The sequence below is a fragment of the Pseudoalteromonas sp. SG44-1 genome, assembly GCF_014164315.1.
Lineage (GTDB): Bacteria > Pseudomonadota > Gammaproteobacteria > Enterobacterales > Alteromonadaceae > Pseudoalteromonas > Pseudoalteromonas rhizosphaerae.
On record NZ_JACJEW010000001.1, the window covers coordinates 164,526 to 177,949 of the forward strand.

Annotated in this window: 8 protein-coding genes; 2 read left to right on the forward strand and 6 right to left on the reverse strand. The window is 39.6% G+C overall.

Annotated features, from left to right (window positions below; translation table 11 throughout):
• Nucleotides 1-61 precede the first annotated feature (61 nt).
• The 5 genes from H5187_RS00710 to H5187_RS00730 are packed head-to-tail and all read right to left on the reverse strand — an operon-like array spanning nucleotide 62 to nucleotide 10,427.
• Nucleotides 62-832 carry a hypothetical protein gene (locus tag H5187_RS00710; protein ID WP_182717066.1) on the reverse strand — a complete coding sequence of 257 codons (771 nt, stop codon included), beginning with the start codon at nucleotides 830-832 and terminating at the stop codon, nucleotides 62-64.
• Nucleotides 816-3,089 (reverse strand): hypothetical protein, encoded by a 2,274-nt coding sequence (locus tag H5187_RS00715; RefSeq protein WP_182797444.1) that lies wholly within the window; start codon nucleotides 3,087-3,089, stop codon nucleotides 816-818. Before H5187_RS00715 ends, H5187_RS00710 begins: the two co-directional genes overlap by 17 nt.
• Nucleotides 3,076-6,192, reverse strand: a complete 3,117-nt coding sequence (locus H5187_RS00720) for a poly-gamma-glutamate biosynthesis protein PgsC/CapC (RefSeq protein ID WP_182717068.1) — start codon at nucleotides 6,190-6,192, stop codon at nucleotides 3,076-3,078. The genes H5187_RS00715 and H5187_RS00720 overlap by 14 nt, the downstream gene beginning before the upstream one ends.
• Nucleotides 6,185-8,176 carry a hypothetical protein gene (locus H5187_RS00725; RefSeq protein ID WP_182794078.1) on the reverse strand — a complete coding sequence of 664 codons (1,992 nt, stop codon included), beginning with the start codon at nucleotides 8,174-8,176 and terminating at the stop codon, nucleotides 6,185-6,187. Before H5187_RS00725 ends, H5187_RS00720 begins: the two co-directional genes overlap by 8 nt.
• 25 nt (nucleotides 8,177-8,201) lie before the next feature.
• The gene (locus H5187_RS00730) at nucleotides 8,202-10,427 is read right to left on the reverse strand and encodes a CapA family protein (RefSeq protein WP_220493209.1); all 2,226 of its coding nucleotides are present in this window, start codon (nucleotides 10,425-10,427) and stop codon (nucleotides 8,202-8,204) included.
• 252 nt (nucleotides 10,428-10,679) lie between these two features.
• Here H5187_RS00730 and tyrR point away from each other — a divergent pair, with 252 nt between their 5' ends.
• Entirely contained in the window at nucleotides 10,680-12,236 is a 1,557-nt protein-coding gene (gene tyrR, locus H5187_RS00735) for a transcriptional regulator TyrR (protein ID WP_149980819.1), read from the forward strand.
• A 27-nt stretch (nucleotides 12,237-12,263) separates the two neighbouring features.
• Here the strand turns inward: tyrR and H5187_RS00740 are convergent, their stop codons facing one another.
• Nucleotides 12,264-12,755 (reverse strand): hypothetical protein, encoded by a 492-nt coding sequence (locus H5187_RS00740; protein WP_404674458.1) that lies wholly within the window; start codon nucleotides 12,753-12,755, stop codon nucleotides 12,264-12,266.
• 108 nt (nucleotides 12,756-12,863) lie between these two features.
• Between H5187_RS00740 and H5187_RS00745 the strand changes: the two genes are divergently transcribed.
• Nucleotides 12,864-13,400 carry a thioesterase family protein gene (locus H5187_RS00745; RefSeq protein WP_182717070.1) on the forward strand — a complete coding sequence of 179 codons (537 nt, stop codon included), beginning with the start codon at nucleotides 12,864-12,866 and terminating at the stop codon, nucleotides 13,398-13,400.
• Nucleotides 13,401-13,424: the final 24 nt, after the last annotated feature.

The window sequence follows — 13,424 nt, forward strand, 5'->3', positions numbered from 1 at the left end:
TTGTCATTACTGGCTAAGCCGTGTGGGCTCAAAGTAAGCAATAGGCTGAAAATAATAGCAGTTATAGCGTAATGCATATTTTAAATTGACTCATCAAAGTAGGCTGTTGAACAAGTTTCGCGCGTAATATATCACTTAATTCAATATGGAAAAATTCGCCATTGCTTGGCAGAATTTTATTTAAAATATTTTTTGTGCCGCCAAGCTCTGTAACTTCTAACGGATATACATAACTGGCAAGTTGTAATTTGTCAGTTAAACACTGGCTTATTTGCTGTAATTTAGCTGTAGCTGGCTTGGCACCATGACTGATTATTACATCACTATTGCGTGCTTTTTTAGTGTGTCGTTTTTTTGGATCAAAGCCGTGTATCTGATAAATAACGAACTGATCGACTGTGTTGGCGTAGCTTTGAATAAACGCATTGGTAACACTGTAGTGGTATTTACCTAGATCACTTTTTTGTCCATCAGCTGCAAGTGTATTGCGATGTATGGTATTGGCTAAGAAAACCTGGCATTCAGTAAATAGGGCCATCGCAATAGGGTAGCTGTGTTTGTCAAAATAGCGGTGCGGAGCATAGGCAATACACTGACTGCCACTCGACTGGTATTTTATTTCTCCTGCTATAACGTGTTCATCTTTCGTTACTAAAGTTAACGCTGATGTTAGTTCGTTGCCTTGCGCCAAGTTTGTTTGCGTGCTCAGCCATTGCGCTAGTTGGGCTTTTGTAACCGCATAGGCACCATTTTGTGATGACGAACTAGCGTAACTTGCGCTAGTTAATAACAGTAATATTATCGCAAGTAAGCGTTTAGCTTGCATCATCATTCCACCACCTTATTTTTACTTCTTCGTTAGCGTACTCTTCTAATACTGCGATCCAGACGGTTTTATTGCTTGTAATGGTTAAACTGTTGAGCGCACGAACATCAGCATTGAGCTGTTGAGTAATTGCCGGGTAAGCAAATAGTTGACTGTCTTTTGGATGGATCAAAAAGGCATCACTTAAGCGGCTCGGCTGAAGTCCATAGCGCTTGTTTGCAATACTATAATCATGGGTTAAGCCACTTTGGTATTTAGCACGTTGAGCAATATCGATGATAATGCTCTGCTCAGCATAATGGCTGTACGCTTTTAATACCACACTGTACGGGCGTTGCGTTGGATATGCTAATTTTAGTGGCGTATTTGCCGTAAGTTTATACAACCGTTGTTTAAGCCACGGGCGTTGCCCTTGCCAGTTTTGATAAATTTGTTGGGCATTTTTTTCAATACTTGCCAGTTGTTCAAAGTCAGTGTCTACTAAATTTACTTCTCTGGCTGTTTTGTTGTTTAGTTGATAAACCACACTGCCTGGATCTGTACTTGGCGCATTAGTCGCCGCTTGCAGCAGATGCTTATTTTGCAATGGTGCAAAGTTATAAGGGCTGGGCTCAGTAACTGGGGTAAAATATTTTGTTGGGCTATTGACCAATGCGACATTAGAGATCGGTAATTGTTTAAACAGCTCTCTTGATTGATAGAAACTGTCTTTAATTAGGATCTCTGGTGGCTCTTGGAAAACTCGGATATTGACGTAACTATCTTGTTCAGTAAAGTCGTAATGGTTATCAGCTTGTTGCTCATACCAAGCGGCAATATCATGAAAGTTTGGATCTTCAATACATTTCGTATGGCATACCGTACGTTGATAGTTAAACTGGCTATTACGTGATTTGACACGTACAAGAGTCGGTTGCTCAGTTGTAATTACCAATGCCGCTGCACGTTCGTTAAGACGTAAATAAAAGCTATTTGCTTTAGGGATTTTTTCTCGTTGTGTGGAATCTAGAATAACTCGATCAAATTCAGATAATTCATCGTCATAAGAAATAGTAAAGGTATCAATTGGCTGATTATTTTGATCATAAACAATCACAGTAGCATGACCTCGACTAGATGATCTGAGATCGATGTTAATATCGCTACTTTCTTCAAGTGTGAAGCGAGCATTTAATAAGTTACTTATTTGATAGTAACCATCTTGTGCGGTCGTTAACGGTTGTAGTGAGCTAAAAGACCAATTACTTAACAGTGGCTCGGTGCTGCATATAGTTACTAAACCAATATCTAATGGCTCGGTAATAAAGCTCAGTGGCTGCGCTGTATTTGCGCGATAAAGCACAGTATGTGGTGCAATAAACTGACTTAAATCATACCAAGTTAAATTGATTTCAGCTGATTTGTCCAGACTGAAAATAAGCGAATCTGGCTGTTTTAGTTCAATGCTCGCACACAGTGTCGCATCGGTGTAATAGTCATTTAAATTAAGTTGTTGCTGCGCAAAGTCATAAGTAACAACATTGTAGGGCAGCGTTTCATATAAAATGTCGGCTTTAAAGTCGATCCCAGGAATACCTTGTGGAGCAAGTTTTAGCCATGAATAGGTAACTGCATTGTTTATTTCTGTGGTTGATAACGCATTAACCCCAATACTGTGATATGCGCTGCTTCGCTCTCTTCGCTCTAATGGTAACTTGAGCCACGCGCTGTATTTATCATCATTATCGTTATGTGTTTTAGCATGGACTCGCACTACAACTCCCATAACTTGGCTATCTTCGCTAATTAACTTTAATGATACGCTGGTAACGTTCTTTAATTGTTCTGGGCTGATATAAAAAGATTGCCCAGATGAGACCTGTAAAGCTTGCCGATTTTCAATAATTTGCTTTATTTGTTGCTCATTGTCGGGAGGTGTTAGTTTTGACGCATGGTGATAGACATGACTACTAATTACTTGTTTTTTTTCATTTAAGAATGCGTATTCAATGGCATAGTTTATCGGTTTATCTAAATCCTGTGGTTCAGAAAATATCGCATTTGATAATACTCGGATCGAGTGTGTTCTAGTGCTAGAAAACGAAAAAATCAATGGTTTTTCAGTGCTTAGCCATTGAACGTTAGAGCGTGTCTCTTCATCCGAACGGCTAGTTATAGGTTCTGCTGACTGTATCCACAGATAAAAACTAAACAGCGCAAAACTAAGCCCAGTAAGTATTAGGAGCAATATGAGTATTTTTAAGAGTCGTTTAATAAATTGCATACGATCCCTCAATCATCATAGTGTTAAAACGGTTTTGGTCAGTGAGACGGTTTGTTATCGGATTAAAAATTGCCAACAGCTTACCTTTTTGTCTGATCGCGAGGGCATACTCTTGGCGGCCTTCAAATTCAATTGTTTGTAATTCACAGTTAGCGAATGGTTTACATAGTTGTGCCAGTGCCGTCAAGCGTTGCGTGCTGGCATAATGCTCAATCGTTTTTAAAAAATGACTTTGCTGCTGTGAACTTACAGCTTGCCAATTGGCAGGCGATAATGTGGTTATATTCATTACTTTAATTGTTGGTTGCGCTGAAATCGCGAGCAAGCGTTGTAAAAGACTTTGCTGGTTAACAGAAAATTGCTGTTTAAAATCAGATGCAAGCCACAGGGTTGCTAGTTCGCTGTGGGGAGCAAATATTTGATAGCCAGATTGCGGCGACGTACCAAGCTCTAAACCTCTTGTCGCGGTTTGGCCTTGCACAACTTGGTAATCAACAGCCAAATCTTGCAAACTGTGATTAAGTGTTTGTAAAAGATGCTGGTGGGCGTTATTTGATTGCGTATATTCAAAAGCTAGGGCGGTGGGTCTGATCCATGATGGTGCACTGTGACTACGAATTTGTAAGTTTAAAATGGCATTATTTTGTGCAAACCGTAAATAGCTTTGATGAACCACATTAAATAATGAATCAACATTATTGGGTAATAATACATTCGCTTGTGGATGCGCATAAGGATGGGCACCGGCGATCAGTAAATGCTCTGCCCGGCTATTTACAAATAGTTCAGTGGCAAACTTTAAGGTATTACTTTCAAATAATGGTCGCGGTACTTCAATATTAAGTTGGGTACTTGATGTCAGATTGATGACATAGAAACCTTGACCATAGGCTATTGCAGCCCCATCAACGAAAGGGGCGATAAGTAAAAAGCGACCTTGCGCGTTATTGAGTAATGTTAGCTGATAGCCCATTAGTCTGGCTGTGGCATTAATTTGATTTAGTTGATTGATTATATTCTCATCTACATCTTGATCCGTCAGCTTAGTTTTTAAACGGTATAGAGGGTGTAATATTTCAAATTCCCACAAGGCGGCTTGATTTGCCGTTAATGGTTTATAAGCGCCACTGCCTTTAGCGGTAATGTTGTCAGCAAATAGCTCAATCACTTCATTCAGGCTCTGCGTTGCATAGCTAATTGCGTTGTCATAGTTATTACTTTCATCACGAGATATGTTAGCTAATAACGTAGTGTAGTTATCACTATTTAAAAACACTTCAAACAGCTGGCCATTAAAATTTGCTGCAGGTAAAGAGCTATTGGTTGCTTGACCAAAAAAAGTCTCTTGATGTCCTAATAGCTGTTGGATCAAACGTTGGCTGAGTGAGCTTGGTAACTGATTGTAAATCCAATACTGACTTGTTGCGCCGACAGGGGTTTTGATTAACAAACGATTTGTGCGATTGTTAACTTCCCGTACTTGAAATAGTTGCTCAAGCCCCAGCGCTTCAATAAATGCTAAATAATAAGGACTTTGTTTATTATTATGAGTTAATTCCGTCGTTGGTGTAGCACTGGTACCAAATACTAAGGCACGACTGTCAAAGTGTGAAAATATAAGCCCCGCAGAGTCGCTCGCTAAACTTTCTGAAGTGGGAAATGGTACCGTGACTATGAAATCTGCGCTTGGTTTTCGAGAAATAACAAATAACCCGCGTTGCGAGGTTTTTCTAGCATCGCGAATGTAAATATAACTATCATCAAATTGCAATTGAAAATCAAGTTTAGCTAAGCGCTGTTTATTCAGCAGTAAGTTTTCTATTGAATTAGGGGCTTTATTAATTTCATAAATCGCTTGTTTAAAGTTATTTTTGTCCTGACTAGCTTGATAACTGCTGATGTCTAGTTGTCCTTTATTGCTCGTATAAAGGTAGCTTTTATATTCACTGATCTGTTGACCAAGAGCGCTGACTTTGTTTGTGCTTTGCAATTCTTTAATGTCAGTTGTAACAAATAAAGAAGGGATAAACATGATAATAAAGCCGATCACAATGGCTAACGCACCGCCTAGGATTGAAGTTTGAAAGGTGGCTCGGATCACTAAGCCTAGTGCGCTTTTTTGATATATTTTTAATGCTAAAAGCGTAGACAGCATATAACCAAAAGCAAAGGTATCGGTAACTTTTATTTCAGGGTAGTAGTGCACCACAAAATAATTTAAAAATAACTTATAGATAAAACCGATATTGAAGAAAAATAGCAATAATCTTGCACCTTCAATATTGGCATTACGTAACCGCGTAAAGTTTAATAGCGAAGCACCAATGATCAGTATAATGGCTGTTTCTGCAAAGGATGTGAGCAATTTAGTTGGCTGCATAAGCTGCAGCGCCAATAATGCGGGTAGCATAATGCCATTAAATTCCCAGCCATATTTAATATTGGCACGCGACGCAATAAACGCAGTGATCACCAAAATAATATAGGCTTTTGGTGCCGCTATAATTGATGCGGCAACCGCTTCATACATAATTGCTAAATTGGCGATGCTAAAGTTAGTCATTGGCATGAGTGCAAAACGAACTAATAAGAAAGTAATTAGTAGCTGAACAATGGTAACTTTCATGCCGTACTTAAAGCCACCATTCCACATCACGTTGGCAGTGAGGGCGATAATAACTAACCCCAGGGAATAAAGCTGTGATGAATAATCAAAGGTTATATCCCAACCGCTGAGCACGTTAGCAATCAATGGCCAAAACAAAGTATCCATGACTACACGCACTAAAATACTGATCAAGATAATGGCAAAAAAGCGGTCACGACCAAACATCTCGGCGTAGCCAAATCTTTGCATTACGTACTTAGCGCTAAAGAGCATTAAGCCATACACTACTACCGCTTCAATTAAGATAACGGCGGCTGAGGTTGGGCTAACAATAAGTAGTGGCACTAAATAACCAGGCACAACAAGCCCAGTAAGCGGAAAACCAAATCGTAAATTTAACAAACAAACAACAGTAATGCCTATCCATACAGTGGTGATCACCGATTGACCTAAGCCACCACCTGCTGGAAACAATTGTAAAATAAAATCACCCACTAGTTGATGGCTCCATCAAGTTTTGAGCGTAAAATTGCTGTTGTTTGCATAATGAATCACACAGTTGTTTGCTGTTGGGCATTTGCTCAATAAAAAACGCAATATCAATAAACTCAAATAAAATACCTGAAACCTGAAATGGCTCGCCAGATGCATTTTGTAGATGACTTGCATCCATTGCTCGAACATTGAGTATATAGGTATTTTCATCAAGCTTAGCTTGAAGATAAATATCGCCTTTTTGTAAGGTGATAAAGCGTAATTTACCTTTCGCGGTTTCAGTATCTAAATCAGTAACTAAGCAGAGCAAATCCAATGCTGTCATATCAAAAATAGAGAATTGATGCTGCGCAGCTAGTTTTTCTAACGATTTGTTTATTTGCACCACTTGACCAAATAAATTAAATAATACAGTCGCAGAGCGAACATTATTAAACACATGCTCTAAGGTCGTTAGCTTTTGTTCCATTTCCGCTATCGACGTTTTCACTTGCTGGCTGAGCGGTTCTTGTAATTTCAAAGTGAGTAGTTGAGATAGGGCGCTATCATTAGCATTATTTTGTGATTCAATAATTCGATAATGGAACAGTAATTCACCCACTTGTCCGGCAAAGGCATTTACATTGCGCTCAAATGCTTGTTTGTTAAATTGTGCATCAGGCATTACTGTCATTGCCCAAAAACCACGCACATCACCGGCATAGATAAATGGCACGATATATTGCAGCTCACCGTCACTTAGCTCATTAAAAAATGGGCGCAAAATTGGCACAACACCAAATTCTTTTAAAGCATCTGAATATGGCGCGCGCTTATAATCGCGGCGCATTTCTTTAATATCACTAAGGTGGCAATTGACGGCTCTTATTTCGGTTAGTCGGTGATCGCCTTCTTTACGCGCTAAAAATATCGATTTATTCAAAGCAAGTTGTTGAGTTACCAAGCGAATAATCGCATCCCAAGGCGAGCTTTGAGAAATAAATGACTTTGGTAAATAGCGCCCAGCCATTTTCTGTTGAATATTCCCAATTAGGCTAGTGAGCTCCCTGTCTTCGTTGAGTTTTCTAACCAATATTACCCACACTAGTGTAATAAAGGTAAAAATGGTCATCTGGCCAACGGGTAAAAATAAATGCTGAAACACTAAAATAAAATACCCTAAGCCAAACCAACATATACTTGTTAGCACTGCAATTACGATACTGTAACTAATTGATAATTTTTGAAAAGCGAACAGCAGTAGTAAAGAAATACTAAGCAGCAGTAGGGTGCTTTGCCATAGTGTCAGTAGCGATATGCTGCTTTGCTTATCAAGTGTATCGGCAATATAAGCAGTAAGTAATAAATAGTTTGATGTCTGGGTTAATTTAGGCGCATTAAGTTTTACCCCTAAACCAGCATTATGTTGACCGAGAATAATGATTTTGTTTTGTAACTGGCTGGCCATAATGTCCATTGTCATCAGCCGTTCAGCTGAAAACTTTGGCAGTGCAGAAGGGGCTAAAGCGAAGTTAAGCAATACACTTTTGCTACTATCAAGGTCGTTAAACAGTGTCGGCCAAATTGCCAGACATGAGCTGTCAGCCATAGCGGCTAATTCAACATTGTAGCCAGACCAATCGTTTATATGTGGTAGGCAGTAGTCATTTTTAGGGTGTGGGTAAAAAACAGTGTTTTGTGCCATGTCCGTCAAGGTTTTATTTACTGTTAGTTGTTCATTAGCAAAAACCAATACTGCTTTTGGTTGATAGCTTAATAGTTGTTGTACTAGTTCATTATGTTCGCGACTTAAATGCTCACTTTCAATGATCACAACATTGCTTTGCTGGCTTTGTGTAAGATTTGCTAAACGGCTATAGAAAAAGGCATTTGATGAATTAAACAGTGATAATGAATTTGAGATCACCACAATGATAAACAGGCAAATAGTAAGCCAAAAAGAACGCTGGCGTTTAAGTAAAAAAAACTGTTGTTTAAAAGCCACGATTAGCTCCAAAATAGAATAGAGATTAATTAAAGGTGCTATACGTTAGTTTAAACGTAACAGAAGACGTTGCATTTAAACGTAAAAAGTCAAATCCATGGATTTTATCCGTGCGCCACATCGTATCAGTGAAGTTTACTTTTTGTTGCCATGAAATCATTGCCATATCATCCAACGCCAAGCTTGCTTCGCCACTATTTGGCGCAAAGTGACGCAAGGTAACTTTAATACCGCGCGGTGGTAACTGTTCTGGGCCAAGTGTTAAGTCGTCAGAAGGCAGTGAAAAGTCATAGTTTAAGGCTTGCCAGTCATGGTTACCAGCCGGTTCAATATCGACCAATTGAGTAGAAAATTCAAGGCCATCCTCAGCGGTGGTATAAACTATTTTTGCGTCTAGTTTTCCGGCGTTTTCAGCTTTACTGTAACCAAACAAACTAAACTCCTTGAAGACATCAATTGAGCCATCATCATTAGGTAATTCCATTGCACGAATGGTTTGTCTAAATGGGAGCAGCGATGGCGTGTTATCAAACTGGGTGCGAGCAGAGCATAAGCCTTGCGCGCCTGAACGAGCACCACTTAAGCAAGGCGTTACGCTGTCGCCGGTGTGATCCCAACGAGCAACTTCTAGTTGTTCATCATCGTTATCCCAATCTTCAAAGTCACCGAAAATCATTAAATCGCGCCCTAAAGTGACATCACTTGGCGATCCGTCAATAATTTCAAGTTTAGATAAAAATGCTTTTGTTGATGGAGCAAAGTTGCGTAAATCTAGAATGCTTTGATTTGGGGTAACTGTAACTGTTTCCGTGTGCTGAGAAACAGTCGCTTGATCTGCGGTGAAAAATACATCGGCATAACCATCTCGTGGGATCAAGGTAATGTTATTATCAGAAAACTCAGCCAGACGTCGTAATAAATAATCACTCAAAAAACCATTGGTAAATTTAGGCTGATACCCTTCAACATAAATAGGGTAAGCAAAAGCGCGCTTCGTCATAGGAGATGCATCTTTGTCTACATTTACTAACACCGCAACACCAAGCAGCGTTTCTAAGCGGTCTTGGTCAAACACAAAATTGCCTAAGCCTAAAATGGCAGGTACGCCATTAAAAACTGCAAAGCCTTGGGCAATATGCGGATGATGAGCAACTAATAAATTGGTTTGTTGTTTGGATAAAGAATTAAACCTGCCTTTAATGTAACCGCTGGGTTGATAAGTGTATTCATCACCACCATGCATTTGGGCAATTACATAATCACTATTTTGCACTGCATCATTAAGATAGTTGGAGACTAATTCTGTTTCTGTTAAATCTGCGGCACCGCCTTTTGTGGCATCGGTAACATAGGTAATTGCATGTTCTTTACCTGTAATGGAGGTCGCTGAAAAAAGTCCTAACGTGAGTGTTCCCACATCCATGAACTTTGCTTGGTAAGCACTGGCTATGTTTTTCCCTGCGCCACTGTGAGCAAGGCCAGCGCTATCTACTTCAAGCAAAGTATCATTGAGGCCATCTTCTAAAAAGTCATACACATGATTATTTCCTAGTGCGACGTAATCAATACCAATGGCTTTGATCCCATCTAGCGTCTCAGGTAATGAAAAAAAGCTAAACTCTTTTGTTGGATGTGCTGCTTCAGGACTACTTGTTATCGGTGTCTCTAAGTTTACTGATGAAAAATCAGCAGCTTGAAAAAATGGTGCGACAAAATGTGTTAATGCTTGAGCATTTTCACTGGCTGTTGCTGGACGAATAAGTGCCCCTGCGACATCAGGGATCGCAGCCGTCATAGTTGCCAAAGAGGGATCTAAAAAGCGTCGTGCAAACATAGTATCGCCAGCAAATAGCAGGCTAACCGAGTTACTACTCTTAGCTGTTAGGGTCAGCTGTTGCTGAGCGTTATCAGCAGTAATTTTGACTGTAGCGACAGCTGGGAAGTAACTTTCATCAGCGATCATTAACCGATGGTTACCTGTTGTAATACCTGAGTAATTAATTTGCCCACTGGCATTTGTTTGATACTGCTGTCCTGCAAACTCAACCATGATGCCAGCCACACTATTAGCTTGCTGATCGGTTATTGTGATTACACCATTAAACGTTTTTTTTAAATAATCATCGCGCAGTTGTGCATCGCTCTTTTGGGCTTGTGTTTCGCCTGTATCATAGGGGTCTTCAACCTTACAGCCAGCGATAATTAGGGCTAAGCAGAGAATAGAAAAGAGTTTATATTTTTTAATTTTCAAACAAGCCTCGTTATCACTGTAGTTACATTTTTTAATATGTTTTCATTATACGGATTTTTTGTGGAAATGATATTAGCCAAGTATTTGAATTTTTCTAATATCATTCATACTAAATTATAGTCAGTTGCCATAAAAAGTCTTTGCAATAATGGTTAGTATCATTTGTCCAAAAATCTTTACAATAGACTACCCAGCGATGGGTAGTTAGCGTATTATTTGCGACATAGTAGGTTTTCTCTTTTTGAGGGTGAAATGCGTTTAGATATCCATTGTGCAGACCGCATCGGTATTGCTCAAGAAATACTCAATATTTTAGTCAACTATCGCGTTGATTTAAAAGGTATTGAAGTTGATTCAATTAACTGTCGTATGTATGTGAGTTTTCCACCGATTGAATTTGAGCAGTTTCAAAAAATCATGCCCTCAATTCGATTAATTGATGGTGTGCAGGATGTACGTACCACCGCTTTTTTACCTTCTGAGCGTGAGCATAATGAGCTCAACACATTGTTGCGTGCGCTACCAGATGGTGTGATCTCAATTGATGCCAAAGGTTGGGTAAGGCTTTGCAACGATGCTGCATGTAAAGACTTACAGTTAACTGAAAAAGAAGTTATTGGTTCAAATATTAATAATCTATTGAAAGGCTTTAACTTTACCCGTTGGTTAGAAGGCAAAGAAGTACTGGGACAAACAACCCGGGTTGAGGTGGCTGGTGAAGATTTTATCGCGGATATCTTGCCAATCGCAGTACCACAAGGCAACGAAGGTGATGTATTAGCCGGTGCGGTGATCAACATCAAATCACAAAGCCGTTTAGGTCAGCAGGTAAGTGCGTTTCGTCGTTATGGTCAAGAAAGCTTTGCAACTATTCACAACTTTAGCACTGCGATGCGTCGTGTGGTTCGTGAAGCGCGTAAAATGGCGCAACTTGAAGCTCCGATACTTATCACTGGTGAAACCGGTACCGGCAAAGAGTTACTGGCACGCGCTTGTCACTATGCATCTAATCGTTCTGTGAAACCTTTTATCGCTTTATCGTGCGCTTCACTGCCTGATGATGTTGCTGAGTCTGAATTATTTGGTTATGCCGGTTATGAAGAAAATGCAGCGCCAAAACGCGGCGTATTAGAGCAAGCGGATGGTGGCACGGTATTTTTAGATGAAGTGGGTGAAATGTCTACCCAACTTCAAACTAAGTTACTGCGCTTTTTACAAGATGGGACATTTCGCAAAGTTGGCGATGAGAACGAAGTAAAAGTAAATGTACGCATTATCGCCGCCACGCAAAAAGATTTACCCGCGATGGTACAAGAGGGTACGTTTAGAGAAGATTTATATTATCGGATCAATGTACTGACTTTAGAAATTGCTCCATTACGTGATCGTAAAGCTGATGTAGGGCCACTTGCAGAACATTTTATTCAAAAATATGCGCAGCAAAATGGTCATGCAATTCCGGAACTATCTGCAGAATGTTTGTCGTTTTTACAAGATTATCCTTGGCCGGGCAATGTCCGCCAATTAGAAAATGCGATATACCGTGCGGTCTCGTTATTAGATGATAACGAGCTGCGTGTTGAGCATTTACAATTACCTACATTTACCCATGATTTAGGGTACTTGGAGTCTGATTTTGAGGGCTCGCTCGATCAAGCTGTAAAGCGTTTTGAGGCTACATTATTACGTAAGTTGTACCCTGCTTACCCAAGTTCGAGACAGTTGGCTAAGCGTTTAGGGTTAAGTCATACCGCAGTTGCAAATAAGCTACGTGATTACGGCATTAATCGTAAAACGGTAAAAGTGTAAACTGACTCAAATCAACAGTGTTGGGTACTATTGCTTAGTACCCATATCTTTGGTTACACCGTCAATAGCGACAGTATCGATACCCTCAGCGGTGAACTTAATTAAGATACTGATGTTATTACGGGCAAAAAAGTAATCTTTGTTATCTAAACTGATAACATAATCCCCTTTTACCGCGCCTTTATATTGACGTTTTTCAAGTTTGATTGTGTGTTCGCCAATTTCCCAGCTGAATCCTTCAATAAAGCCATTATTAAATTCTTGCACCCACACTTGTTGCTCGTCTTTTGCTAAAGTAATAGCAATGGAATAGGATTCAGGTAATTGCATATCATAGCTTTTTTTACCTATAGTAAACTTGCTATTTTGTTGCTGCCAAGCAAACCCAAATTGAAACGGCTTTTCAACCCCAGTTGGATAACGTACGTTTCCTTCGCCTGGATAGTTAAAGTCGGCCATCGCGCTGGTACTCATCAATGCTAATACCACACTTAAATAAGAAACTGATTTTTTCATCATTTTTCTACTATTATTTATAATCAGAGAATTTCAGAGTAGAGCAGAATATTCTCCAATGCAATACGCTATGCTACACTCACAAAATTGTTAACTGGTAAGACCTTTATTGTGAACTTATATTTTCGTCTTTTATTATTATTTTTTAAAATCAAACGTAACCGTGATTATCAATCATTGTTAGACACTGTGGATATAGATTACAAAGCGCTGCCAAGTGATTGTGATATTAATTTACATCTTACTAACTCTCGTTATTTAGCAATGATGGATTTAGCTCGCACTTGGATGACTGAGCGAGTTGGCTTGCTTGAAACGATTATGAAAAAACGTTGGTTTCCTATCGTTAACGCCACGGCCATTACTTATATTCGTGATATTAAGCCAATGCAACGCTATACCATTAGCACGCGCTTAGTGGGTTGGGATCATAAGTATTTTTATATTGAGCAAAAATTTCATTCCGAGCGTGGCTTGCATGCGATCGCCTATGTAAGAGGTGTGTTTAAGCGCAAGCGAGGTGTCGTCAGCGTAGAAGAAATGCTAGAGGCGGTAAACTTCGACGGTGTTGTGCCTATATTACCAGCGGAAATTATACACTGGAAAGAAATGTTAGAGCAGAAAAAAATAACAAATCTTCCCAGCTGATTTTACACACACAGATAAAAAGGC

What these genes read in the sequence shown, in the direction of transcription:
- H5187_RS00740 (WP_404674458.1), bottom strand. Translation starts at nt 12,755, where the DNA reads ATGATGAAAAAATCAGTTTCTTATTTAAGTGTGGTATTAGCATTGATG.
- H5187_RS00715 (WP_182797444.1), bottom strand. Translation starts at nt 3,089, where the DNA reads ATGCAATTTATTAAACGACTCTTAAAAATACTCATATTGCTCCTAATA.
- tyrR (WP_149980819.1), top strand. Translation starts at nt 10,680, where the DNA reads ATGCGTTTAGATATCCATTGTGCAGACCGCATCGGTATTGCTCAAGAA.
- H5187_RS00710 (WP_182717066.1), bottom strand. Translation starts at nt 832, where the DNA reads ATGATGATGCAAGCTAAACGCTTACTTGCGATAATATTACTGTTATTA.